The sequence below is a fragment of the Nocardia sp. NPDC019395 genome (assembly GCF_040632335.1).
Classification (GTDB): domain Bacteria; phylum Actinomycetota; class Actinomycetes; order Mycobacteriales; family Mycobacteriaceae; genus Nocardia.
Genome location: NZ_JBEYBT010000008.1, coordinates 170,429 through 195,022 on the forward strand (window position 1 = coordinate 170,429; position 24,594 = coordinate 195,022).

Sequence of the window (24,594 nt, forward strand, 5' to 3'; positions counted from 1 at the left end):
AATGGGACGGGTTTCGGGCAAGACAGCGCTGGTCACCGGGGCGGCGCGGGGTATCGGCCGGGCGCAGGCGATACGGCTGGCCGAAGAGGGTGCCGATATCGTCGCGTTCGATATCTGCGGGCCGGTGGATACGGTGATCATCCCACCGGCGACCCCGGAGGATCTCGAACAGACCGTGCACGCTGTCGAGAAGACCGGGGCGAGAATCGTTTCCGCGATCGTCGACGTCCGCGACGGCGAGGCGTTACGCGAGGCCACCGACGCGGCGGTGAACGAACTCGGCGGCCTGGACGTGGTGTGCGCTACCGCGGGGATCACCTCCAGCGCACCCGGTCTCCAGCTGACCGAACAGCAGTGGCGGACAATGCTGGACGTCAACCTGACCGGTGTGTGGCAGACCTGCAAAGCGACCGCCCCGCATCTCATCGCACGCGGCAGCGGATCGATGGTCCTGACGAGTTCGATCGCGGGGCGGCGCGGACTGGTCGGCGTGGCCCACTACACAGCAGCGAAACACGGTGTAGTCGGTCTGATGCGTTCACTGGCACAGGAACTGGCACCCCACGGGATCCGGGTGAACTCGGTGCATCCGACGAATGTGGACACCCCGATGATCCAGAACGATATGGTCCGCAGATCGTTCCGTCCGGATCGTGAGCATCCCACCCGCGAGGAATTCGCCGAAGCCGCGAGAACCATGAATATGCTGCCGATTCCCTGGGTCGAACCCGTCGATATCGCCAACGCGGCACTGTTCCTGGCCTCCGAGGAGGCCCGCTACATCACCGCAGTCACGCTGCCCGTGGACGCCGGCAGCACCCAGCGTTAGCACAACCACAGATAGAAGGTCTCCAGGACCATGCTCACAAGAGCCCCGGCCTAGGAACTGTCAGGGCTCCCAAGCGCCTCGTTCGTGGCTCCATGTCACTTGGTCATGAGTCACGGGTAGTGCACTCAGAATTCGGTTGTAGCAGCGGCCGGCAGATTCTAGTGCGGAGTCGAGATCGTAGCGCTCAGCGGTCAGTGGACTCTTGCGCGCTGTGTCGGGCCAGTTGATCGGCCAGGTAGAGCCAGGGCTGTCGAGGGCAGCCGGCAGTGACGGTATGCCGCGCAGTTCTCTCTCACACTCGAGGGCTGCCACGGCGGATCGGAGGTCGATCGCCAAAAAGTCACTGATCAGGAGAAGATCTACCAGGTCACGATAGCGTCCTGACTCTGTACCGGCAGCGCCGTGGCGCTCGTACATCGCACATATCTGGTCGGCGAGGGGATAGAGCTGGGCGGAGGCTTCCTGCGGGAAGTCGTCGGTGTCCACCAGGCGTGGGATGGGGCGGCGTTCCACCACGCCGACGAGGTCGCGACGGCCGGCGACGAGGTCGATCGAGAAGGAGTCGAAGACCTTGCCTCCGAGCATTGCCTTGACCGGTACGATCACCCCCTTGCCGTTGCTCAGTTGGTTCGGGGGCCCGACCTCGAAGAGGAAATGGTCTATCTGGTGTTCGCGGCCGACGTGGCGCAAAGTCTCTACTGGTTCCGATATATCGGGAGCGACCAGTAGGTCGATATCCTTGCTGTAGCGCGCCTCGGGCAGGCGCACCATCATTCCGACCCCGCCCTTGAGAATCCATCCCTCGGGATCTGCGTCGAAGACGCGCGCGAGGAACCTCGCCATGACAAAGCGGCGACGCACGAGGTTGTGGTTCTTTCGTTCGCATTCGCGTAGCTGTTGAGCCGAGCGGTGATGCTCGTCCAAACGGCCTGGGGGAACGTCCTGACGGGGCCATCGGTCAGACCTACTCCTTCATCCGTGTCAGGCGCCCGATGGCTTCCAATATGCCGGGATCGACCTTGTGCAGATTCGCCACTGCCTGCTGTAGGGAATTCAGGGTTGCGGGATCGAGCGGTGATGCCGCGAGAGCCTGTGGCACAGGCTCCTGCGTAGAGTTCATACTTCGATCCGAGATCCCTGATTGTCGTCTCGCGATATCGGCCAGGGCCAAGGTATTGACCGGAACTCCCGCCTGCTCGATGAGTGCGTCGAGGAAAGCCTGCCCGTCCAGCGCTCGGTACCCGTAGGCGAACGCATGCGGTGCCAGAACTGCGAGGACATCCTCGGTAGTGGCCAAGTTGCGGATCAGCGCGTCACGGACGATCGAGGCGAGATGACCGGAGTCGAGGGACGCTGCAGCGAGATCCCCGATGGTGCGGACGGGAGTAGTTACCGGTAGTTCATCGACGATCTGCCAATCATCACGGGTGAGGGGACCCCGATGAATCGTGACATCGGACAGGGACAGCCGAATCCGCCGGGTCGCGGTCAACTCCACGACATCGGCAGCCAGGTCGCCCAGTTGGTGCAGCTCAGCAGCGGTGCGGTGGGACACGACCCCTGTCGGCACGTTTTGCCGCAGACGCTGCCACGCCACGGCGCCCGGATCGATCGCAAACCAAGCAACTCGCACGTCCATGTTCTCATCGTGCGGAATGCGAGCGAGCCGATAGAGGCCATGGTGGAGACGCTCCAGCACCCCCGAGTCAGTCAGGCGCTTGAGTTGTTGCGGAGTCACCGATGAGATTTCCCGTGCTTGGCGGCTAGTGACCAGCCCTCTCTGCTCTGCAGCCAGGGAAATCAGGTTGGCGACGAGAGTGTCCGTTGCCATTACACGATAATAGCTTATATAGGCTATTAACAAGACTCAGGATGTAATTTTCATGACTGAGCATGACTGATCCGATCGCACCAGTCGGGTGGGTGGCCTCAGTGCAGTCATATGAACCTCAGCCGCGGTTACACGCCATGCCGGGGCGAACAAGAAGTCCGGCGGAATTCTGGAGAAGACCCGCCAGCATCAGTCCTTGCGGGTGAGGAACGCCAGCACCGCGGATTCGAATGCGGCCTTCTGTTCGATCATCGCCCAGTGGCCGCAATCCGGGAATACGTGCAGTTCGGCCCGCGGGATCGTGCGCATCGGTACCAGGGCCATATCGAGGGGGCTCACCCGATCATCGCGACCCCAGGTCACCAGGGTCGGGGCCTTCACCTTGTGCAGCATCGCCCACGGCGGCGGGGCATCCGCGGCGTCCATGGCGCGGACCATCGCGGTGAACGCGGCCTTGCTGTACATGCGGCGGGCGCTGTCGAGCGTGGCCGGATCGGTGGCCTGGGCCCAGCGTTCCTCGATCATCTCCTCGGTGACCAGGGCCGGGTCGTACACCATCGAATGCAGCCAGGCGATCAGTCGTTCCCGGGTCGGGTTCTCGGTGAAATCCTGTAGCAGCCGGATCCCCTCGCCCGGCCCCGGGCTGAAGATGTTCTTGCCGATACCGCCGATGGTCACGATCTTGCCGACCCGGTCGGGGTGGGCGATCGCGTAGTTCAGCGCGACCCCGCCGCCCATCGAATTGCCGACGATATCGACCTGTTCGAGTCCGAGCGCGTCCACGAACCGGACTACCGAGTCGAGGGCGGTGATCATGGGGTGTCCCCCGAAATCGTCGCTGACACCGAAACCGGGGAATTCCAGGATCAGGCAGCGGAATCGCTCGGCGAAGAAGTCGATATTGCCGCGGAAGTTACGCCATCCGGTGACGCCGGGCCCGGAACCGTGCAACAGCAGCAGCGGCGAACCGGCCCCGGCCTCGTAATACCGCAGCACTCCGGCGTCGGTATGCACTTCCCGCAACTCGTGCGCGGCACTGGACTCCGATGTCATCGTCGACCTCCATCTCGGTTGGTTCTCCGGACCCACGCTGCCATCTCCGCGGCGACCGCTCACCGGGCGTTCCCGATGAGCGGTCGGCGGCCCGGTCAGCCGAGGCGGCCCGGCACCGGCTCCCGGCGGTGTTCGTCGGTGGGTAGATCGCCCTCGGCGACGGCCCGCTCGATCGAATCGCGCAGTGCGGCGCAGGTCGGGATCCAGTTGCTGGGCTCACCGAGCGCCGCCCGCCGGGCGAATTCCGGGCATGCGGATTCGGCGTCGTCGAGCCATTGGATGCTGGTGTGGCTGGGGCTGAACTTCTCCACCAGCACCCGGTTTCCGCAGTTGGCGCACTGTACGGGCTGCACGATCACTCCTTCGTCGGCCGGGCGGCGTGGCGGGCGGCGATATACCCGAACACCATGGCGGGCCCGATGGTGGCGCCGGCGCCCGCGTAGTCGGTACCCATCACCGCGGCGGAGGTGTTGCCGGTGGCGTACAGGCCGTCGATCACCGAACCGTCCGCGCGCAACACCTGCGCGTTCTCGTTGTACACCAGACCGCCCTTGGTCCCCAGGTCACCGATGCGAATCCGTAACGCGTAGAACGGGGCACGGTCGATCACGTCGAGGGTGGGATGCGGCAGGGACGGGTCGCCGTAGTAGTTGTCGTAGGCGCTTTCCCCACGCGCGAATTCGGTATCCCGGCCACTGCGGGCCGACTCGTTGTACCGGCGCAGGGTCGCTTCCAGCGAGGCGGCGGGCACACCGATCTCATCCGCGAGTTCGCCGATAGTGGCCGCGCTGCGCACCAGGCCGGTGGATATCCAATCGGCTGGGAACTTCTGACCGGGCATTATTCCGCCGATCGGGTAGCGGTTCTTGGCCTTCCCGTCGAACACCAGCCACGCGGGATCGTGACCGCCGGCCAGCTGCGCGTGCACGAAGGTGACATAGGGCGCGGCCTCGTTGGTGAACCGCGCGCCACCGCTGTCGACGATGATCGACCGCGGGATGGAGCGTTCCGATACCAGGACCTGGTTGATTCCCTCGGGCCGCTGGAAGGACGGCATCCACCACGCCTCGTCCATGAGATCCACCGCGGCGCCCACCTGCTCACCGGCCACGATCCCGTCACCGGTGTTATCGGCGGAGGCGGCGCTGAAGTTGTCGCGGCCGCCGGTGGGCAGATGCTGTTTGCGCATGACCTGGTTGTATTCGAAACCACCGGTCGCGAGCAGGACTCCGTGCCGGGCCCGGATACGCACCTCGCGACCGTCGCGTTCGGCCACCACCCCGGCCACCGCGCCCGACTCATCGGTGATCAGCGAGCGCATAGGGGTGTTCAGCCAGAGTGGCACCCCGGCGTCGCGCAGGGCCAGCCGCAGCCGGGTGATGAGGGCCCGGCCGAGGGTGTCCATATGCCGCCGGAGCAGTACGGCTTTCACTGCTCGCAGCCCGGTGAGCAGCGCGGTCCAGCGGGCCTTCCACGACCGGGTCACCATGTTCAGCTGCACGAAATCCTTGGAGGTGATGAACAAGCCCGGTGGTGTGGCGAGCGCGGCGGGTCGCAGGTACTCCTCGTCGGCGCCGAGCTTTTTCAGGTCCACCGGAAGGGGTTCGATCGAGCGCCCGGCCGGACGGCCGCCGGGGGCTTCCGGATGGTAGTCGGAATAGCCGGTGCACCACTGGAACCGCAGATGCGGACCGCTGCTCTCGAGGAACTCCAGCATCGCCGGGCCCTCGTCGATGAATGCGTCCAGATTCGCGGAGGGCACCCGATCGCCCACGACCGCGTCCAGATAGGCGCGGATATCGGCCCGGGAATCGCGCAGACCTTCGCGCAATAGCACCGGGTTGTTCGGCACCCAGATCCCGCCGCCGGACAGCGCCGTACTGCCGCCGAAGTACGCGGCCTTCTCGATGACCAGGGTGTCGGATCCCCGGCCGGCAGCGGCCAGCGCGCCGGTCAGGCCGCCGGCGCCGCTGCCCACGACCAGGAATTCCACCTCGTGATCCCAGTGCTGTTCGGTAGAGGACACGGATCTCTCTTTTCTCATGGAACCGAGGCTCAGCCGAAGCTGATGTCCTCGGCGGACCAGAACGCGCGCATACTGGTGATCCGCGCCTGTTCGTCGAAGGTCATGACATCGATGGGTTCGACAGTGATCGTGCGGTCACCGGTATCGGTGACCACCCGGAAACCGAACGCGGCACTGTCGCCGCTCACCCGCACGCTGAGCAGTTCGGTGCTGCGGCGCGATGTTTCGAGGTTCCCGTAGAACTTCTCGATGGCGGCGCGGCCGGTGTGCGCGGGCGTGCCGACAGGGTCTTCCAGGGTGGCGTTCTCGTCGTAGAGGGCGGCGATATCGGCCGCCGTTCCGGTGGCGACGGCGTCGAGGTAGCGGCGCACGGCCGCGCGGATCTGATCGGGTTCGGGCATCGGTGTATTCCTGTTCTGGTTCGGGGCCCGCTACCGGGCGAGCATGTCGCGAACTGCGAGGTGGCTGAACAGCATCGAAGCGCCGATGGGGTTACCACCGCCGGGATAGGCGGTGCCGCTGACCGCGGCCATGGTGTTACCCGCGGCGTACAGGCCGGGGATCGGCGCGCCGTCACGGCCGAGGACGCGGGCGGCGGTATCGGTCCGCAATCCACCCTTGGTACCCAGATCGGACAGACCGAACGCCGCCGCGTGGAAGGGCGGGCGCTCGATCGGGACCAGCGGCAGCTCGCCCTGGGAAAACGCCCGGTCGTAGGCTTCGTCGCCGCGGCCGAAATCGGTATCCGCACCCGCCGCGACCATCGCGTTGAAACGCTCCACGGTGGCGACCAGGTTCGCGGCCGGGACGCCGAGGGCGGCGGCCAGCTCTTCGAGCGTGTCGGCCGTATGCCACAGGCCGGCGGCTTCGTACTTCTCGGATTCGACCATCGAGACATTGGTGGCCTGTATCGGCGGGATGGCGCCGTCGCGGTCGTCGTAGATCATCCAGAACGGGAGGGTCAGGGTGCCGTCCCGCAACCGCTCGATCGCGGCCCGGCCGAGCCGGTCGTACGGGGTGGATTCGTTGACGAACCGGTTGCCGTCCTGGGCGACGAAGATCCCGCCGGTGAACCAGAGCGCGAAGGCCGACCGTCCGTCCGGATGGGTGAGGCCCGGCGACCACCATGCCTGATCCATGAGATCCGTATCGGCTCCCGCCGCGATACCCGCCTGATGCGCCCGGCCCTGGTTGCCGGGCGGGCCCATGGTGTCGCGGGTGTCGCCCGGTACCCCGTAGTGGCGGCGCATATCCTCGTTTCCCTCGAATCCGCCCGCTGCCAGGACCACCCCGCGCCACACCCGGATCGCCGTCGTTCCGGAGGGGCGTTCGACCCGCGCACCGACCACCGCACCGTCCTCGACGATCAACTCCACCAGTGCCGCGTTCCGATGCAGGCGGACCTGTGGATAGCCGGACAGCGCGCGCAGGAAGCGGCCGATCAGTGCCTGTCCGCCGATCAGGACGTCGGGTGGCGGGGCGCCCAGCCGGTCGGTGTCCAGCGGTCCGCGCAGATGTTCGCGCAGTTCGCCGAGCTCGGCCGCGGGCAGCGGGACGGGCACGATATGGCGCTGCCCGTCGAGCCGTGCCTTCGGTGCGGCACCGAAATAGTCGGGCCACGGGAACATCTGGAACTCGAAATGCTCGTCGCTCTCCAAGTATTCGATGAGATCGCGGCCGCCACGCACGTAGGTTTCCTGCAGTTCGCGCAGTGTCCGGTCGCCGACCACCGCGCGGAAATAGGTGAGCGCGTCGTCGAGGGTGTCGTCGGTTCCGGCCCGTTCCAGTACCGGGTTGCACGGAAACCACACGCCGCCGCCACCCGAATATGCCGTGGTACCACCGAATTTATCGGTCGCTTCCACCACCGCTACCGAAAGCCCCTCCCGCGCCGCGGTATAGGCACCGGCCAGCCCGCCGCCGGACCCCGCCACCAGCACATCCACTTCGTCGTCGAAGTCCACCACTTGTCCACCGCCTTCTCGCGCCACCGGCTCGTACCGAGGCCGACGGTATGGCCGGGCCGCGGTGCCGTCGAATGCTCCTCCCGGTGACCGGGAGAACCCGCGGACGCGGTGAATGTGCCGGTCAGCGGGAGAAGCATATTCCGGATGCTCCAGCGCTCCCTACCGTCGCTGCAGAGCATCGGATAGTCGAGCAGTTGGAGGCACTGTGAACCCCGGAAACCCCTCGCCAGCCCGGACACGAGTCGATGTGGCGGTCGTCGGCGCGGGTATCGCGGGACTGTACGCACTGCACCGGTTCCGGACCCAGGGGCTCACGGTGCGCGTTTTCGAGGCCGCCGACGGTGTGGGCGGAGTGTGGTACTGGAACCGCTATCCCGGTGCCCGCTGCGATGTGGAGAGCGTGGACTACTCGTACTCCTTCGACGAAGACCTCCAGCAGGAATGGGAATGGAGCGAGAAATACGCCGCCCAGCCGGAGATCCTGGCCTATCTCGAACACGTCGCCGACCGTTTCGAGCTACGGCGCGATATCGAATTCGGCACCCGGGTCACCGATATCTCGCTCGACGAAACCGCTCTCACCTGGCGGGTCGAAACCGATACCGGTACCGCCGTCACGGCTCGATTCGTGGTGCTGGCCACCGGGCCGCTGTCCAACGCGAACACCCCCGCGATCGATGGCCTCGATACCTTCGCCGGACAACTGCTGCACACCTCGGCCTGGCCGCACGAAGGGGTCGATCTGACCGGGCAGCGTATCGGGGTGATCGGTACCGGCTCCTCCGGTATCCAGGCGATCCCGGTCCTCGCCGAACAGGCCGCCCGGCTGCACGTGTTCCAGCGCACCGCCAACTACAGCGTGCCCGCCGGCAATATCCCACTCGACGACGCCACGCGATACGAACAGAAGGCCAACTATGCCGAGCGGCGCCGGCTGTCGATGTCCAGCGGCGGCGGATCGCCGCATCGCGCCCATCCGAATTCCGCGCTCGAGGTGAGCGAACAGGAGCGCCGCGCCGCCTATGAACAGCGCTGGCGGCTGGGCGGCGTGCTGTTCAGCAAAACCTTCCCCGACCAGCTCACCGACCTCGAAGCCAACGACACCGCCCGCCGGTTCTGGGAGGAGAAGATCCGCGCGGAGGTCGACGACCCACACGTGGCCGAGTTGCTGATCCCCCGCGACCATCCGATCGGCACCAAGCGCATCTGCACCGATACCGACTACTACCGGACCTTCAACCGGGACAACGTCGAACTGGTGGACCTGCGCGCCACACCGATCGAACGGATCGACGCGGGCGGCCTGCACACCAGCGGATCGTATTTCCCACTGGACACACTGGTGCTGGCCACCGGTTTCGACGCGATGACCGGATCGGTGGCCAAGATCGGGATCACCGGTCGCGGTGGAAGAACACTGAACGAGGCGTGGCGGGACGGGCCGCAGACCTACCTGGGCCTGGGCATCGCCGGTTTCCCCAATCTGTTCAACCTCACCGGCCCCGGCAGCCCGTCGGTACTGGCCAATATGGTGCTGCATTCGGAACTGCACGTCGACTGGGTTGCCGAGGCGATCCGGTTCGTCGACGAGCGCGGGGCGAAAGCACTCGAAGCCCGCGCCGACGCGGCGGCGGCTTGGGTGGCCGAATGCGCCCAGCGGGCGTCCGGGACCCTGATGACCCGGGCGAACTCCTGGTACCTCGGTGCGAACATCCCGGGCAAACCCCGGGTGTTCATGCCGTTCGTCAGCGGTTTCGGGGTATACGGCGAGATCATCGCCGAGGTGGCCGCCGCCGGGTACAAGGGTTTCGATCTGCTCGCCTGATGTGACTGCGTGATACGCCGGGCCACTCCCCTCCAGCGGTAGTCATATGCCGGACCGGCATATGATCACTGATAGCATTCAGCGGGTGACGACGAGCGAATCCGACCAGGCGCAGATCAACCTGCCGCCGACCAGCTGGGCGGTGCTCGCCATGCTCTCCTACGAGGAGGAGATCTCCGGGTACGACCTGAAGAAGTGGGCGGACTGGAGTATCCGCTACTTCTACTGGAGTCCGTCCTACAGCCAGATCTACTCGGAGCTGAAGAAGCTCGAGCGGCACGGTTTCGCGCATTCACGCGTAGACGCCGATAACGCCATGCGCGGTCGCCGCCTCTACCGGATCACTCCGGCGGGGCGGGCCGCCGTCACCGCCTGGAGCAACAGCACGCCGGTAGACCCGCCGATGCTGAAACATCATGTGATGCTGCGGATCATGTTCGGGCATCTGAGCTCGCCGGAGCGGCTCAAGGAGATCCTGCGCGACCATATCGCCGACGCGGAGCGGCTGGAACACAGCGCCGCCGTGGACGCCGCGGCAGCGAAATCCGAACCCGGCTGGGCATATTCGCAGATCGTTCTGCAGTGGGCCGAGCGGTACTACGCGTCCGAACGCGATCTCGCCCAGCAGCTGATCGACGATATCGACGCGGCCGAAAAGGCATTGGTGGCCGCCGAACGCGACGATCGGACCGACTATCCGCATCCGACCCCGGGCCGCTGGCGTGAAGTGGAGCAGCGGGTCAAGGAAGCGGACCCGGAGCGGCGCTGACACTGAGTACCGGCCGGGTACGGGCACAGAAACTGTGGCAGATCCGATCGCGGACGATCGACTCCGGGCATTCCGGGTCGAACCAGCGGTCCACCAGACCCCAGTGCACCGGATGCGCCAGGTAGGCGCCCGCCAGACCATCGAGGTCGGTGAACTCCTGCTCCCACACATGCGTCCATTCGGTGGCACCGACGGCCCGATCGACCCGGCTCAACCGCCAAGCGCGAATAGTGGGGATATAGCCGGGCATCCGCAGCAGATCAGCCTCGAATTCGGCCAGTGTGTGCGCGGGTGTCGCCGGGTTCGCGCGCAACAGCAGGGTACGGAACACCGTTCCGGAACTCCGCTGCTCGGCCGTCCCGCGCACGCCGGGACGGTGGTCGGCCCCGTCGACACGCAGCACCTCCCCTCGACCACACACCTCGGCGACCCGGTCGGTGACCGCGCGCCCCGATACCGCGTCGGTGCAGCTCAGGCGAAGCAGGACATCACCACCGTTGCGCACCCCGGGCAGAGTGGGTTCGACCAGCGCATGTGCCCCATCGACGGCGGCACGCAGTGCGGTCAGCAGGATATCGAGCACACCGGGACCGGTGTCCGGGGCGAGATGGATCAGGCGGGTGACCTCATACATCGGCTAGCACCTCGAGATCGGCCGCGGCGGCCGCCGATTCCCGAGTCCGGCGGGCGATCAGGTGCTCCACCCCGGCCCACCATCGGCCGAGTTCCGGATCGGGTCGACCTTTCCAGGTCATCTCCCACCACGCGGCCGGCCCGTCGAGTTCCCACGTCACGGTGACCGTATTGGACCGGTCGTCGAACCAGAGCGGCGGCGCCACCAGCACCTGCGCCAAGGTCATCCCGCGCCCGACCGCCCCCGGCACGTACTCGGCGAGGTAGCGGTCCACGAATTCCCGTGCGCGGCCGGGCATCGTCTCGATCCGGTCGACGATGTAGACCTTCGCTGCACCCATCGCCCCACCGTATGACCGCGCCGCGCTGTCCGACCGGGACCGGCCCACTCTCCGGGAGAAGCAGCTCCACCGGCTCTTCGACAGACCTACGGTGTTCCGAGCAGGGATAGGCCGGTGCGCTTCCGGCCACGAGGTCGAGGAGGCCGCACATGGAATCAGCAGCCGTACGCGCCGCAGCGCCCGAACTGCTTCCCGAGGTGGCCTCGATGCTGGCCACCCTCGACGAGGGTTTCCCCGACGTCACCGCCCTGACCGCCCCGGAACTGCGCGCGATCATCCGCTCGCGCCGGGCACCGCTGCAATGGCTACCGGCTATGCGCGATGTGCACAACCTGACGATTGCCGGTCCCGGCGGCGCACTGCCGATCCGGATCTACCGGCCGCGCCACAACGCGTCCGCGCTTCCGGTGATCGTCTTCGCGCACGGCGGCGGGTTCGTGTTCTGCGATCTGGACAGTCACGACGAGTTCTGCCGGTCGATGGCCGAGGGTATCGGCGCGGTCGTAGTGGCGGTGGATTACCGTCTCGCCCCGGAGCATCCGGCTCCCGCCGCGCACGACGATATGTACACCGCACTCGTCTGGGCGGCCGAGCACGCTGCCGAATACGGCGGCGACCCCTCGGTTCTCCTGGTCGCCGGGGACAGCGCCGGCGGTAACCTCGCCGCCACCGTAGCCTTGGCCGCCCGCGATCAAGCCGGTCCCGCGATCGCCGCGCAACTCCTGCTGTACCCGGTGATCGACGACGATTTCGATACCGAGTCCTACCGCCGATTCGGCAGCGGCTACTACAACAGCGCGGCAGCGATGCGCTGGTACTGGCAGCAATACGCCCCACACGGCACCGACGACCCCCGCGTGATCCCGACCCGCGCGCACACGCTGGCCGGACTGCCGCCCGCGGTGGTGATCACCGCCGAACTCGATCCCCCCTGCTCGGCCGGCGACACCTATGCACAGCTGCTCACCAAGGCCGGTGTACCGGTGCGCCATCGTCGCTACAACGGGTTGTTCCACGGGTTCCTGACGATCCCGGCGCTCTCGGCCGCCCGGACAGCACGCCAGGAGATCTGGAAAATGGTGCACACGGTACTTCCGCCGCGGTAGCTCGGCCCGCGACAACTGGTGCCGCGCCGATACGGGCGATGCCCCAGTTCGGCGACAACGCCCCGCCGGCCCTGACAGCAGGATCAGCGGGGCGTCCTTCCGCGTGTCATCTCAGACGTACTGCAAGGCCGGTGCCGGGCGCTGCCGGGGCACCGTTCCCAGCGGGCGGGCCTGCTGCAAGGTGGGATGCACCCGGACCCGGCCGTCCTCGACATTGCGCCAGATCCCCAGCGCGGTCATCCGGACCGGCGCGGCCAGGCGGTGATCGAAAGTCATCTTGTCGACCGGTCCGCAGATGGATACCGCTGCCACTGCCTGCCCGATCTCACCGATCGGGGCCGCCACACACCCGAATCCCTGGAGCGATTCCTCGCGTTCGAAGGCGATACCGTGCGCGTGGACCTTCGCCAGCTCGGCCCGCAGCTGCGCCGCTGTGGCGATCGAGTAGCGCGTTTTCGACCGGGCCGGGCCGGCGCCGAAGATATCGCTACGCTCGCCGTCGGCGTAGGCCAGCAGCGCTTTGCCCACCGCCGTGCAGTGCGCGGGCTGGCGTCCCCCGACCCGGGTCGGGACAGCGCCCGCCAGCCGCCCGCCGACCTTGTCCAGGTACACCACATCGGTGCCGTCGAGGACGGCCAGGTGCACCACGAATCCCGTGGTGCGGTGCAGCTCGTGCAGGAAGGGTACGGCGGCGCGGTGCAGCCGGTCCTGATGGACCGCCAGCGAGCCGAGTTCCATGAGTCGCAGGCCCAATTCGTAGTCGCGGCCGTCGCGGCGCAGCCAGCGCAGCTGCACCAATCGCTCCAGGATGCGGTGCGCCGAGGAACGGGGTAGTCCGGTGCGCCGGACGATCTGGGCGAGCGTGAGCCGCCCGGGCCCTTCGAATGCGTCGAGGACCAGTGAGACGCGATCGAGCACAGCGCTCGGGGTGGCGACGTCGGCCTGAATAGTCATAAGCCCTCCATTGGGTCTACGAGACGATGCCCAATCGAATATGCCGAATAGGTATATTCCTATTCGTACCATCAGCCTGTGGCTGGTGTCACATGAATCGCGAACATTGGCCGAAAATCACGAACGGCCCCCTGGACCGAGCACAAGGCTCGACCCAGGGGGCCGTTTGTCCCGAGGAACGCTGTTACATGGCTGCCAGGGGTTCGCTACCGGACCAGTCGTGGCCCCAGTAGCTGTCCGCGGTGATCTCCTCCGCCGTGTAGTACTTTTCGTCGACCCTCATGCCTTCGGTGCCGAATTCGATATCCCAGCCGCCGGGCGCGCGCACGTAGAACGACACCATCTTGTCGTTGGTATGCCGGCCCAGCGTCGAGGACACCGAGAAGCCGTCCGCGACCACCCGGTCCAGCGTCCGGCCCACCGCGTCCAGCGAATCGACCTCCACCATGATGTGGATGAGGCCGGGCGCGCCGCCGTGCGGCGCGGGGCACAGCGCCAGGCTGTGATGCCGCTCGTTCACTCCCAGGAAGCGGATCCGCAGCGGCCCGAACTCCGGTGGCGCCGGCACCCGGAACGCGCCGCGCGGCAGGAAACCCAGCACCTCGGTGTAGAAATCGAACGCACCGTTCAGGTCCATCGCCGGGAGCACCACATGCCCCAGACCTTGTGCGCCGGTGACGAATTGCGCGCCGAACGGGGTCACCACCGGGCTGTGGTCGAGCACCGGTCCGTGGAACACCTCCAGCGTGGCACCGGCCGGGTCGGTGAAGGTGATCGCCTCCTCCACCCGGCGGGCGTCGGCTTCGTCCTGCGATAGCGATTCCACCGTGATCCCGGCCTTCGAAACCGCCTCCCGCACCCGCCGCAGCGCCGCGCGGTCGCGGACCTCCCAGCCGATCCGCACCACTTCGTCCGTATCTCCGGGAGATACCACGATCCGCCCGGCCCGCTCGTCCATCCGCAGGTAGAGCGAGTCCTCGTCCGGTCCCGATCCCTCGGCGAAACCGAGTACGCCGAAGGCGAACTGCCGCCACCGCGCTATATCGGTCGTTTGGATCTGCACATAGCCGAGGCTCTTGATATCAGTCACTTCTCAGCGTCCTTCGTCGTTTCTGGTCGCAGTACGTCAGATCATCGAGCGCAGTTGCTCGGCCGGATCGAATCCCATCGAGCTCAGCGCCGAAGCGTGATACACCGTGCTCGGAACGTGGATTGCGTGGTTGAGGCCCGCATGGGCGTCCCGCCAGAACCGCTGCAGGGGTTTGTCCATCCGCAAGGCGTTACCGCCCGAACGAGCGAAGATCTGGTCCACGGCCATCACCGCCCGCCAGGCCGCCCGCACCTGGGTACGCCGCACGGCCGCCCGTTCGGCGAAATCCGCCTCGCCGCCGGAGTCGACGATGTCCCAGATCCGGTCGACATTGGCCAGCAGTTCCTGGCGCGCGGCATTGATATCCGCGGCGGCCTCGCTGATCGCGAACAGCACATACGGATCGTCCCTGACCGCCGTGCCCTGCGCGCCCACCCGATCACGCTGGTAGTCCAGGTGCGCGGCGAGCGCGCCCTCGGCGATCCCGATCACCGCGGCGGTGATACCCAGCGGGAACATGGTCGACCACGGCATCTTGTACAGCGTCTCGGTGACCCCCGATTCGCGCTGCGCGGTGCCGTCGATCACCTGATCGCCGTTCATCACCCGGTAGCCGGGAACGAAAGCGTCCCGGACGATGATGTCCTTGGATCCGGTCCCCTTCAACCCCACGACATTCCACGAATCCTCGACGATCTCGTAGTCGGCGCGCGGCAGGATCATATGCAGCATCGCGGGCGGGTCGGCGATACCGCCCTGCGCGTCGCCGAGCATGGCGCCGAGGAAGATCCAGTCGCAATGGTCGGTACCGGAGCTGAACTGCCAGCGGCCGTTGAAGATATAGCCGCCGTCCACCGGCCGGGCGATACCGGTCGGCGCGTACGGCGAGGCCATCCAGGTGTCGTGGTCGCCACCCCAGACCTCCTCCTGCACCTTCGGATCGGCGAAGGCGAGCTGCCAGGGATGGACACCGACGATCCCGCAGATCCATCCCGTCGCCGGGTCCAGCGCGGCCGCGGCCATCACCGATTCGGCGAATTCACGCGGATGCGCGGCGTACCCGCCGTACTTCTTCGGCTGCAGCAGCCGGATGGGCCCCGCGTTTTTCAGCAGTTCCGCGGTCGAATCCGGTAGCCGGCCGAGACGTTCGGCCTCCGGGCCCTGTTCCCGCAGTTGGTCGGCGATCGCCGCGAGATTATCGAGCACTCTGGTCATCGTTGAGGTCCTTCGTGAGGTGCGCACGCGGTGATCCGGCGCGAGGAGAAATGGGGTTCGGGTGTTCAGGCAGTGGTGTCGAGGACCGCGCCGCGGGCGATATTGTCGGCGACTTCGGCTTCCCAACTGGTGACAGCGCGTTCGGTATCGATCTCGAACTCGAACCGTTTCGTCATATCGTCCGTGATGTCCTCGACGTCGACGTAGAACTGCTGGTACCAGCGGCGTAGCTGGTAGACCGGCCCGTCCTCCTCGGAGAGCAGCGGATTGTCGATGGGCGCCTTGTTCTTCCAGATCTCGACGTCCTGTTCGAAACCCACCTCGACACCGCGGGCGAACTGCGCGGCCATCGCGTCGGCGTCCGCGTCGGACATCCCCTGCGGTTTCTTCACCATCGCGCCGTACTGCAGGACGAACGAATTCGCCGTGACCGGATAGTGGCAGTTGATCAGCACGGTTTCGATTGTCATGCCCTGTGCCTCGCTCCACAGCCAATCGATCATGTAGGAGGGGCCGAAATACGAGGCGTCCGAACGGAGAGTGGAATTCGGATCGTCGTAATTGCTCCCGACATTGATATCGCCGCGCGGGGTGGACCGCATGTACTGGGTCGCCGTATGACCTTCGAAAACATTCTTGAAATAGCGCGGGAAGGAATAGTGGACGTAGAAGAAGTGGGCCATATCGACCACGTTGTCCACGATCTCGCGGCAGTGCGATCCCTCGACCAGCAGGGAATTCCACGTCCAGTCGGTCCACTCCGCGGAGCCGTAGCCCTCGATCTGCGGAATGGTCACCTCGTCGGTGGGTTTACTGCCCTGCGGATCGTTCCAGACGAAAAGCTGACCGTTACGCTCCAGCGTCGGCCAGGCCCGGGTCCGGGCCAGCGGCGGTACGCGACGCGCGTACGGGATACCGGTGCATTTACCGTTACCGCCCCAGCGCCAGTCGTGGAACGGGCAGGCGATGGAATCGCCCTTGACCGTCCCCATGGCCAGGTTGCCGCCCAGGTGACGGCAGTACCCGTCGAGCACATTGAGTGTGCGATCGGTTTCGGACTCGAACACCACCAGCGTGGTGCCGAAGGCCTTCACTTCGTGCGGTCGGCCGTCCCGGAAGGACTTCGCCAGGCCGAGGCAGTGCCAGCCGCGCGCGAACCGGGCCGGGGCCGCGGCGGCTTCGATCTGCCGGTATTCGTCCGTACCTTGCTGGGTTTGCCCGTTCGATGCATGAGCCGGCATCGGAACCTCCATGTTCCAACGGAGTTGTGTGACTGTGCCCGATAGTGGCGCGGAAGCGGGGGTGACCAGGGGTCTGTTCCCGATCAGTGGACACGTTTCGGTGGACTGTCGAAGGCCGATGCTCGACTCCGCGGCCGGTCCGCCGCTGTCACGCTCGGTGCCCGGGCGGATCCGGCTCACTCGCTTTCCGGGGGGCGTCCCCGATCGGACCCCGTATCGCCGGTTTCCCGGCTCCACGGCGACGGGCGCGGCGGGGCGTCCGGAGCGGACGGCTGCTGCGAATCGTTGTCGGGGAGCCGGGCCTCATCCGACTCCTGCCGTGCCTCGCCCGGAGACGACTCTGCGGGATCCACAGCGATCGTCTCCGGGTCCGGCTCGGCAAGCTCGGCGTCCGATTCGGCCCGGTTCCTCCGGAAAATCCGACGGAGACCACGCTTGACCGAGTGAGCCACCTGGCGGGCGATTGTTCCCGCGGCCACGAGACCGACCGCGCCCGCACTCACCCAGCCGGCGGTCGCGACATCAGTGGCGGTGATGATGGATGCACTGATCGCGCCGCTGAATGTTGCGATCGCCATGGTCACCGTGCCCTGGGTGCCGAGGACCCGTTGGTTGATCTCATCGGGCACAGTCTGGCCCACGTAATCCCGGAAGCTTATGTTCGTCGCGACCCCGATAACAGAAACCCCGAAGGTTCCCGCCGCCAGTAGGAAGGGGTCGCCGCTCGCGGCCATGGCAACCGCGACACCGGTAGAGGCCACCAAGCTGTACGGAAGAGATCGACGGAGCGGGGCGTGCACCAACCGACTGGATATCTGCAGGCCCCCCACAATTCCACCCAGAGCCGTACCCCCCAAGACCATGCCTATTCCCAGCTCTCCGTATCCGTTTTCGGTGAGCACGACAAGGTTCCGCATGTTGAACATCTGGAACGCGGCGTTGGTGACCATCACGGTCGCAGTCCGCCAACGCATCAATGGGTCACGCCACAGGATCGGAAAGCCGCGTAACAGGTCGGCGAGGCGGCCGCGCAACTTTTCATCCTGTTTCCGCGGCGTCATCTCGACCTTGTCCCCCCATCGGCGCCATACCTCCAGGTTCAGCACAAACGACGCCGCATTCGCCAGGTACGGCAACACAAAGGAAACGCCCGCCATGGCCAGCCCCAAAGGCCTACCGAGTTCGGCGATATATTTCTCCGATTCGATCAGCCGATGCGATGCGGCCCGCTGGTCGGCTCTGATCCCTTCCTTCATCGCGAACCGCTCCGTCGCGGCGACGTAGAAGGTGGAGGCGACCCCTTCGACGCCCGCCACAATGATCAGTCCTATACCCGCACCGGTGCCGCCGATTCCGGCCAGGACGGCTCCGATGAGCGTGGCCCCCAACCCGATCCTTTGCCCGATCTTGATCGTCCGGCGCGGATCGAAGAAGTCGGCCGCATACGCGGCCGGAATCTTGAAAAAGAGCCCGGGAAGTTTGAGGGCCACCGCCGCCCAGCCGGCCAGCGTGACCGAACCGCTGGTGGTCAGCACTATGAACGGCAGTGCGGACTCCATCATCCCGTCCCCTGCCCTGGTGATCAGGTTGGACACGAAGATGGCCCGGTAGACCCGATTGTTGCGCAACAACCCGCTCACCGAGACGTCCGTGGTCTCGGCGGGAACCACGACAATCACGATCTCGTCCTCGGAAACCGGCGGTGCGGTTTCCTCGCTCTCGGGCACGGCCTCCCGGCGGCCGTCTGTCTCGGCGTCCGGTTCCGGTAGCGGCTTCCCCGAAGTCGCGGCCGGATCTTCGTCGTCGTGGTGGGATACCACGGCGCCACGGGGAACCCCCCGGGACACCGGGTAACCGGGCAATTCGGCCGTCATGCGGCGGTCGGCCGGCGTTACGGGCATATCCAGCGCCGCACGCTGCGCGTCCTCGGAATGGGGGGCCATGGCGCCGGCGGGCGCGTCCTCGTAGCGGAGAGGAATCCATGTCTTCGCCCGCGGTCGGGCTTCCGGTTGCTCGGTAACCGTGTCCGGATCCGCCGCGATATCGCGGGATCGATCGGCCCACGGCGTACTCGGCTGGTCCCGGTCCTCGACCGCGGCCGCGCGCGGCGCCGCGGGATCGCCGGAGTGGGTCACCGTCGATTCGTCGGTCCGCGTATCCGGTTCGTGCACGTCCGATGCTCGGGCGGGGTGCTGCCGGTCCGGGTTCGACGTTGCCTCCGGCGCTCGCATACCGGGAATCGGCGGCGGCTCCGCGCGCACCGCAAGTTCACGGGCAGGTGGAGGTCCCGGATCGGGTAGGTCGTGTTCGGGTAGATAGTCGAGGCTGTCGGGATCGAAAACTTTTGGTGCCATGGGGTTCTGCGGCGCTCCGGGAGGTTCCGGCGGAGTGCCGTCGCGCGATGGCATCGAGCCGTCCGGCTCCGGGGAGGGCGGGGTCGCCGGCAGGTGCGGAATCGGTGTCTCGGAGAGCCGGGGTGCGGGAAGCGGATCGGCCGGCGGTGCCTCGGGACCCGTCTGCTCGTATTCATCCGATACCCCGGGAGGCAACGGATTCCGGACCGGCGCTACCGCGGGCAGCTCCCGCGGCGGGTCGGCGGGCAACCGTGGCACCGGGGGGACAGCGTTGCCGGTGGACTCGTCCGCGGCGCCGGGAAGAACTACCCGATCGCCCGGCGGAGTCCGGTAATCCTCCGTGGTGCCGGAGGGATCGAGGGTGCCGTCGCGGGCAGGGTCGGGAATACGCCCGGGCACCGTATCCGGTGCGATATCGGGCCGCGGCAGGACGAATTCGCTCCCTTCGGTGGGCGCCTCCGTCGCATCGGCCCGCGCGACCGGGGGCGCCGGAACGGACGCGGCCGGACCGGGGGTGCGCTCCGCGGCGTGAGGGACCCCGTATGTGTCCGAGGAGAGTACGGGGGCTTCCGGTTCCCGGTTGACCGATATCGGATCCGCGACCTCCCCGTTTGCCGGATTGGCGGCAGCTGTTCCCACCCCACCGGCATCGGCACTTCGGTCACCGGTGGGCGTGAGCCCTCGTCCGCTACGGATCGGAGTCTGCTCGGTGGCCGGCCGCACCGGCGTTGCGGTCCCGTCGAAATCGATCCCGAAACGACCCAGGTCCCGATAGAACTCGGCTTCGAATGCGGCGCGTTCGGTGGCATCCGGCGGCGCCGGCCCGGCCGGCCGGTCGAGTACCGCACCGTCCAGCGTCCGATAGCCGATCTCGCGTTGCGGGGCATCACCCGCGGCCGGCTCCGGCGCCGGTCCGGTCAGCGGCAGTTCAGCACGCCCCTGGGCGTCGTAGACGATGGCGAAGGTCCCCTCCGAGTACTGCGACATCTCACGTAACCACTGTCCCAATGCAGCAGGATCGGCACGGAACTGCTTACTGCCGGGGTTGCCGTCGCTGTCCACCGTCCACTGCCACACCCCGTCCTCGTTGATCCGGCGGACAAGGTTGCCGACTCGTTCCTGGACCCATAACGGTTCGCCGGCGCTCTTGTTCCCCATGAAGGCGTGCGCGCCGGCGTCCCGGAACTGCACGGCCCCGGCGACACTGCCACCGTTGCGGTTCAAATAGGCCAGCAGAGCCTCGGGCGAGGCGAAGCCGCCGCGATGCCAACGCCCGTTCATCGCGGCGGAGTAGTCCCGGCTGGAATAACCCTCCATACCCGCCTGGCCCAGCCGCGCCGCATCGATTCCGGCGCCCGGATTGCGTACCGCCATCTCGCCGACGACCTCCGGCACACAATTTCGCAGGCCGTCGCCCATATCGATCGAGGACTGGAACAACGGATCCTGGCCAGCGGGGGGTTCGCCGGATGAACCCGTATGTGCGGGCGGGACTTCGCCCTGTGCGGGCGGGGTTTCGCCGCTGGATTGCACCGGTGCGGAATCGGTGCCGGGGGATGTCGTTGCGGCGGTATCCGGGATTCCATGGTGGTCACCGGCCGGGGCCCGGCCGGGCTCGCTTCCGGACAACCCGGTCGCCGTGGGACTTTCCCCGTTTCCGGCCGTCACCGATTGTCCGTCCTGGTGGGTGGGCACGGACTCGTGGGGAGTCCCGACGCCGCCGGCGGGCGGGTCACCCACCGCACCCCGAAGCCATGGATTTGCGCTGTCGGCGCGCGGCGTATTCATTTCCCCGGCAACGCGTTCCGGTCCTGCAATGCTGTTGGACCGCCCCGGGGCCGCGGCAGCGTCCGCAGTGACAGCCCGAGCGGAGGTTTGCTCCCCGCCGTGGACCGGTCGTGACAAACCGTCATGGCCGATCACCCGCGACGGCGATCCGTCCGGATGCGGCCGCCCCGGCACCGGTCCGCTGCCACCGGCCGAGGCCGAGCCGGGCGCTTCGGAGCCACCGCGCAGGAGACGCAGATGCTCGGCGTCGGCCATTCTCTGCAACTCTCCGACCTCGGGCCGACGCCAACGGCCACCACCATCGGGGCCGCCGACGTCGCGACCGGTTCCGGCTGCCGGTTCGGTCCGGGCGCTGACCAGTTGCCGTTCACCCGCCGGCACACCACGCCCGGACAGCGGCCGATCGGCCCGAGGAGCCGATATACGCCGGACCGGTTCCACGCCGGTGATACCGGAAGTACCGGTCCGCATCGACCTGATCATCCGCAACGATCCACCCGCGGCACCGACCAGGCCACCGCCGAACCCGGTCATCACCATGGTGGCCAGATCGCTTTCGCGCAGCGGGCCACCACTGAGCTGCCAGGCCAGCAGGCCGCCCGCGAGTCCGGCGGGGATACCCGCCGCCGCGCCCGTGACGACCACACGCGCGACCTGTGCGGTCACCCCGGATTGCACCGCCGCGGGAGCAGCGCCCCGGATGACTGCGGGAGCAACCGCCTGCCCGACTCGGGCGCCCACCTGCCCACCGACCACCCGCGCGGCTTCGGCACCCGCCAGCCCACCTGCCGCACCCGCGGCCGTCGCGATCCCGGCCGCCCGCCAGTCGACGTCCTTTTTATTGCCGTCGGCGACCTGTTTGTACTGGGCACCTATATGCACCACACCGTTCATCGCGGCCCCGAGGACCGTACTGCGCGCCGCGACCGACAGCCGCGACTGCCCGACCGCGAACATGCGCAGCAACTGCCAGAGGTTCTGGATCAGTTCACGCACGCTCAACTGCATCGCGATCTTGGCCTGCATACGGTCGTAGACGGCCTTGGGCGCATTGGCCATGGCCACATCCACCGCCAGCTGGATGAGCAGGGCCACGGCCGTTCCGTAAACGAGGTATTGCGCGAGCTCGATCTGGTTGGCAGCTTCGTAGAGCACCTTCGCGACCTGGCGATGGAACTCGATCTGAGAGCGCACATCAGTGATCTGCTGGTCCAGCTGAGCCCGGATACCGGTGCCGCCCGCCCCCTCGAAATGGCCGGCGGCCGCCTTGTGCCGCAATTCCTCCAGTCGCGTCAGCGTACGTTCGAGCCGGCGCGCCGAATCCGCCCAGGCATCCGCGCAGCGCCGGATCGCCTCCGGAGCTCCGTTCGGCATCGGGCCGAGCACCATATGCTGCAACCACAGCGGAAACACCGAGGTGTCGTAGGAGCTCATCGATCTCGCGAACGCTGTTCCGCGCTCTCCACCAGCAGCCGGTGCAACACCCGGGCCGGACCGCACGCGGTATCGCCGTGCACCTCGACCTCGGTGAAGGCACGCACCAGCGCGTCCTCCGGAGCGAAGGGCTCACCGGCCCCGCCCAGTTGATCTCGCCAGCCCCGATAACCGGCCACCACCGCCGCCAATGTGACCTCGGCGCCCCAGGGCCCGGTGATCCGCCGGTATTCGTCGATGAGAGCCCGCTGTGCACGCCGGGCGAGCCCGGGCCCGGCCGTGGTCGCGACGATCCGGCCCAGGTCGGCGACCACCATCGCGTAGAAACCGCCGTGGACACCGGCCGAGGGTTCCACCGGCTCGGCCACGGCGCCGCTGTCCAGCAGGATCCAGGCCGCGGCGGGCGCGTCCGCACCGATCCGTTCCCAGGCGGGCCGGGTCACCGAGCCGGCGCCCAGCTCGGTGATCTCGATACCCGTGAGCTGGAGGAAGGAGTGTCTACCCAGAATATCGTCGACGGCTGCTACCAGCTGCCGCACGGTTTCCGGTGCGGCCGGGTACCTCTCGAAACCGCCGGCGATCAAACCGTGCCGAGCCGCGAGCGCTCGCACGGCCGCCACAGCGGCCGTATCGATCTCTCCGGCAACCCCGGTGACACGCTTCTTCGCACCTTCTTCCCGGTCTCGTCGCCGCGGCGACAGGCCGGAGCCCGGCCGCGGCGGGCGATCGGTACGCGACGGCGGTTGCGCTCCCACGGCCGGCGGCGCCCACGGGGTGCCACCGGCCGGTGGCCGGTCGGCGATACGTGCCCACGGCGGCGATTGTGCCCCGGCCGGCCCGCGTGGGGCGCCGGCCTCGCGTGGGGCACCGGCCTCGGGACGGGCCGCGGCGGCACCACCGGCACCCCCGGCACTGGGCGCACTGGGCGCACTGGGCGCACTGGGCGCACTGGGCGCCGAGGGTCGTCCGGAGTTCTGCACGGGCGTAACGGCCTGTTGCATCGGCATCTGCGGACCACCGGGCGGGCCGGAACCCGGCACCGTGCCGTGAGCCGGGTTCGCCGTATCGCCGGTCGGATCGCCCGGTGTCGGCCCGGGCTCGGCTGACGGCCCGGACGTCGATGGAGCGGAATCGGGGAGTGCGGGTGTTCCTGGTTCCCGGTCGGACCAGGTCCCGGGGCGGCGGGCCATGCTGCCGTCCGCCGGCCGGCCGGCGGAAACGGGCTGCCGGATTCCGCCCGACCGATCACCTTGCGCCGGGATCACCGCGGCCGGCTCCGAGCCCGCTCCGTGGGACACCGGCTGTCCGGGAGGTGCGTAGTGTTCGGCAACCCCGGGCGTCCGCGCCGTGATCACACGACCGCCCGAACGATCCGCATCCTCGAAAGCTGCTGCGGCACCGGTTATTCCACGACCGAGTCCCGCGATGTTGTCAGCCAGGTTCCGGTAACCGGCCAACCCGCGTTCAGCTTCCGGCTCATAGACTTCGCCGATCATCCGGCCGGGTTCGTCGTCACCCCAGCAGGCGCCCTCCGCCTGGAGCACGCCACGCAACTCCGCGAGATCCTGCCGAGTACTTTCGGCGAGGGCGTCGAGCTCGGCCACCAACGCCATCGCTTGTGTGGAGTCGAAGTACAGAGAGTCGGTCATAGCCGTTGCGTATTGTGGTTGCCTGGGCTCAGAGTCCCGTTTCCGCATCTGCCCGGTCGCGTAGCGGCGAAGCGCCGGGCAGCAGATCGGGCAGGTCAGGGGATATCCCGGCGGCTTCGGCGAGCGGACCGATGAGCGCGTCGGCCTGTTCCCGGGCGTCGTGTACCGCCGCGGCGTAGGCCTCCAGGACGCGGAGCCGCAACTGGTCGAGGGATCGTCCCTGCGCCGCGGAAGCGAACTGCAGGTCCAGCAGCATTCCGGTGGAATCGACGGTGAGCTCGACCGCGCCGTCCGCGGAGCTGGCCCCGAACCGCGCCTCGGCGAGATCGGCACGGATCTCGGTCATCCGTTGTTGTTGCTCACTCAGGATGTCCAGCATCGAATCGAGTTGGTTGCGCATTCCGTAATTGGCCGAACGCAGCCCCGCCCGCTCCCAGTCGTCCACATCGAACACCGCCTCCGCCGTTACGACCGTAATCCTGACCAGGG

Annotated in this window: 20 protein-coding genes; 4 read left to right on the top strand and 16 right to left on the bottom strand. The window is 67.3% G+C overall.

Annotated elements, in window-relative coordinates; translation table 11 throughout:
• Position 1 precedes the first annotated feature (1 nt).
• Positions 2-829 carry a mycofactocin-coupled SDR family oxidoreductase gene (locus ABZ827_RS20070; protein WP_357238596.1) on the top strand — a complete coding sequence of 276 codons (828 nt, stop codon included), beginning with the start codon at positions 2-4 and terminating at the stop codon, positions 827-829.
• Positions 830-889: 60 nt separating this feature from the next.
• On the opposite strand, the gene ABZ827_RS20075 is transcribed toward ABZ827_RS20070, so the two are convergent.
• The 7 genes from ABZ827_RS20075 to ABZ827_RS20105 all read right to left on the bottom strand — a co-directional run bounded on the left by ABZ827_RS20075 (position 890) and on the right by ABZ827_RS20105 (position 7,706).
• On the bottom strand, positions 890-1,753 hold the full coding sequence (locus ABZ827_RS20075) for a nucleotidyl transferase AbiEii/AbiGii toxin family protein (RefSeq protein ID WP_357238598.1): 864 nt from the start codon (positions 1,751-1,753) through the stop codon (positions 890-892).
• 40 nt (positions 1,754-1,793) lie between these two features.
• Entirely contained in the window at positions 1,794-2,660 is an 867-nt protein-coding gene (locus ABZ827_RS20080; protein ID WP_357238600.1) for a type IV toxin-antitoxin system AbiEi family antitoxin domain-containing protein, read from the bottom strand.
• A 189-nt stretch (positions 2,661-2,849) separates the two neighbouring features.
• A complete protein-coding gene (locus ABZ827_RS20085) occupies positions 2,850-3,713 on the bottom strand; it encodes an alpha/beta fold hydrolase (RefSeq protein ID WP_357238602.1) in 864 nt (287 codons plus the stop codon).
• A gap of 95 nt (positions 3,714-3,808) precedes the next feature.
• Positions 3,809-4,066: a hypothetical protein gene (locus ABZ827_RS20090; RefSeq protein ID WP_357238604.1), complete on the bottom strand. Its 258-nt coding sequence runs from the start codon at positions 4,064-4,066 to the stop codon at positions 3,809-3,811.
• A gap of 2 nt (positions 4,067-4,068) precedes the next feature.
• Positions 4,069-5,757, bottom strand: coding sequence for an FAD-binding protein (locus ABZ827_RS20095; protein ID WP_357238606.1), 1,689 nt, complete (start codon positions 5,755-5,757; stop codon positions 4,069-4,071).
• An 11-nt stretch (positions 5,758-5,768) separates the two neighbouring features.
• Positions 5,769-6,140, bottom strand: coding sequence for a nuclear transport factor 2 family protein (locus ABZ827_RS20100; RefSeq protein WP_357238608.1), 372 nt, complete (start codon positions 6,138-6,140; stop codon positions 5,769-5,771).
• A gap of 30 nt (positions 6,141-6,170) precedes the next feature.
• Positions 6,171-7,706, bottom strand: coding sequence for an FAD-binding protein (locus ABZ827_RS20105; protein WP_357238610.1), 1,536 nt, complete (start codon positions 7,704-7,706; stop codon positions 6,171-6,173).
• A gap of 205 nt (positions 7,707-7,911) precedes the next feature.
• Between ABZ827_RS20105 and ABZ827_RS20110 the strand changes: the two genes are divergently transcribed.
• Both ABZ827_RS20110 and ABZ827_RS20115 read left to right on the top strand, forming a co-directional pair.
• Complete coding sequence (locus tag ABZ827_RS20110) at positions 7,912-9,531, top strand: NAD(P)/FAD-dependent oxidoreductase (protein ID WP_357238612.1); 1,620 nt, start codon at positions 7,912-7,914, stop codon at positions 9,529-9,531.
• Between the two features lie 151 nt (positions 9,532-9,682).
• Positions 9,683-10,300 carry a PadR family transcriptional regulator gene (locus tag ABZ827_RS20115; protein ID WP_357238719.1) on the top strand — a complete coding sequence of 206 codons (618 nt, stop codon included), beginning with the start codon at positions 9,683-9,685 and terminating at the stop codon, positions 10,298-10,300.
• Here ABZ827_RS20115 and ABZ827_RS20120 read toward each other — a convergent pair.
• Both ABZ827_RS20120 and ABZ827_RS20125 read right to left on the bottom strand, forming a co-directional pair.
• Entirely contained in the window at positions 10,272-10,934 is a 663-nt protein-coding gene (locus ABZ827_RS20120; RefSeq protein WP_357238614.1) for a Dabb family protein, read from the bottom strand. The genes ABZ827_RS20115 and ABZ827_RS20120 overlap by 29 nt on opposite strands.
• Positions 10,927-11,274: a hypothetical protein gene (locus ABZ827_RS20125; RefSeq protein ID WP_357238616.1), complete on the bottom strand. Its 348-nt coding sequence runs from the start codon at positions 11,272-11,274 to the stop codon at positions 10,927-10,929. Before ABZ827_RS20125 ends, ABZ827_RS20120 begins: the two co-directional genes overlap by 8 nt.
• A gap of 149 nt (positions 11,275-11,423) precedes the next feature.
• Here ABZ827_RS20125 and ABZ827_RS20130 point away from each other — a divergent pair, with 149 nt between their 5' ends.
• On the top strand, positions 11,424-12,380 hold the full coding sequence (locus tag ABZ827_RS20130) for an alpha/beta hydrolase (protein ID WP_357238618.1): 957 nt from the start codon (positions 11,424-11,426) through the stop codon (positions 12,378-12,380).
• A 111-nt stretch (positions 12,381-12,491) separates the two neighbouring features.
• Here ABZ827_RS20130 and ABZ827_RS20135 read toward each other — a convergent pair whose 3' ends face one another.
• The 7 genes from ABZ827_RS20135 to ABZ827_RS20165 form a co-directional block, all read right to left on the bottom strand.
• On the bottom strand, positions 12,492-13,334 hold the full coding sequence (locus tag ABZ827_RS20135; RefSeq protein ID WP_357238620.1) for an IclR family transcriptional regulator: 843 nt from the start codon (positions 13,332-13,334) through the stop codon (positions 12,492-12,494).
• A 184-nt stretch (positions 13,335-13,518) separates the two neighbouring features.
• Positions 13,519-14,424: a biphenyl-2,3-diol 1,2-dioxygenase gene (bphC, locus tag ABZ827_RS20140; RefSeq protein WP_357238622.1), complete on the bottom strand. Its 906-nt coding sequence runs from the start codon at positions 14,422-14,424 to the stop codon at positions 13,519-13,521.
• Positions 14,425-14,460: 36 nt separating this feature from the next.
• Positions 14,461-15,639 carry an acyl-CoA dehydrogenase family protein gene (locus tag ABZ827_RS20145; RefSeq protein ID WP_357238624.1) on the bottom strand — a complete coding sequence of 393 codons (1,179 nt, stop codon included), beginning with the start codon at positions 15,637-15,639 and terminating at the stop codon, positions 14,461-14,463.
• A 65-nt stretch (positions 15,640-15,704) separates the two neighbouring features.
• Entirely contained in the window at positions 15,705-16,892 is a 1,188-nt protein-coding gene (locus tag ABZ827_RS20150; RefSeq protein WP_357238626.1) for a Rieske 2Fe-2S domain-containing protein, read from the bottom strand.
• 164 nt (positions 16,893-17,056) lie between these two features.
• Positions 17,057-22,456, bottom strand: a complete 5,400-nt coding sequence (locus ABZ827_RS20155; protein ID WP_357238628.1) for an MFS transporter — start codon at positions 22,454-22,456, stop codon at positions 17,057-17,059.
• The gene (locus tag ABZ827_RS20160; protein ID WP_357238630.1) at positions 22,453-24,105 is read right to left on the bottom strand and encodes a hypothetical protein; all 1,653 of its coding nucleotides are present in this window, start codon (positions 24,103-24,105) and stop codon (positions 22,453-22,455) included. The genes ABZ827_RS20155 and ABZ827_RS20160 overlap by 4 nt, the downstream gene beginning before the upstream one ends.
• 28 nt (positions 24,106-24,133) lie before the next feature.
• A complete protein-coding gene (locus ABZ827_RS20165) occupies positions 24,134-24,559 on the bottom strand; it encodes a YbaB/EbfC family nucleoid-associated protein (RefSeq protein WP_357238631.1) in 426 nt (141 codons plus the stop codon).
• Between the last annotated feature and the right edge of the window lie 35 nt (positions 24,560-24,594).

Excerpts from the sequence above, each read along its gene's own strand:
- ABZ827_RS20080 (WP_357238600.1), bottom strand. The coding sequence starts at position 2,660 with ATGGCAACGGACACTCTCGTCGCCAACCTGATTTCCCTGGCTGCAGAG.
- ABZ827_RS20100 (WP_357238608.1), bottom strand. The coding sequence starts at position 6,140 with ATGCCCGAACCCGATCAGATCCGCGCGGCCGTGCGCCGCTACCTCGAC.
- ABZ827_RS20125 (WP_357238616.1), bottom strand. The coding sequence starts at position 11,274 with ATGGGTGCAGCGAAGGTCTACATCGTCGACCGGATCGAGACGATGCCC.
- ABZ827_RS20145 (WP_357238624.1), bottom strand. The coding sequence starts at position 15,639 with ATGACCAGAGTGCTCGATAATCTCGCGGCGATCGCCGACCAACTGCGG.
- ABZ827_RS20130 (WP_357238618.1), top strand. The coding sequence starts at position 11,424 with ATGGAATCAGCAGCCGTACGCGCCGCAGCGCCCGAACTGCTTCCCGAG.
- ABZ827_RS20135 (WP_357238620.1), bottom strand. The coding sequence starts at position 13,334 with ATGACTATTCAGGCCGACGTCGCCACCCCGAGCGCTGTGCTCGATCGC.
- ABZ827_RS20120 (WP_357238614.1), bottom strand. The coding sequence starts at position 10,934 with ATGTATGAGGTCACCCGCCTGATCCATCTCGCCCCGGACACCGGTCCC.
- ABZ827_RS20150 (WP_357238626.1), bottom strand. The coding sequence starts at position 16,892 with ATGGAGGTTCCGATGCCGGCTCATGCATCGAACGGGCAAACCCAGCAA.
- ABZ827_RS20070 (WP_357238596.1), top strand. The coding sequence starts at position 2 with ATGGGACGGGTTTCGGGCAAGACAGCGCTGGTCACCGGGGCGGCGCGG.
- ABZ827_RS20115 (WP_357238719.1), top strand. The coding sequence starts at position 9,683 with ATGCTCTCCTACGAGGAGGAGATCTCCGGGTACGACCTGAAGAAGTGG.
- ABZ827_RS20085 (WP_357238602.1), bottom strand. The coding sequence starts at position 3,713 with ATGACATCGGAGTCCAGTGCCGCGCACGAGTTGCGGGAAGTGCATACC.
- ABZ827_RS20155 (WP_357238628.1), bottom strand. The coding sequence starts at position 22,456 with ATGAGCTCCTACGACACCTCGGTGTTTCCGCTGTGGTTGCAGCATATG.
- ABZ827_RS20160 (WP_357238630.1), bottom strand. The coding sequence starts at position 24,105 with ATGACCGACTCTCTGTACTTCGACTCCACACAAGCGATGGCGTTGGTG.
- ABZ827_RS20095 (WP_357238606.1), bottom strand. The coding sequence starts at position 5,757 with ATGAGAAAAGAGAGATCCGTGTCCTCTACCGAACAGCACTGGGATCAC.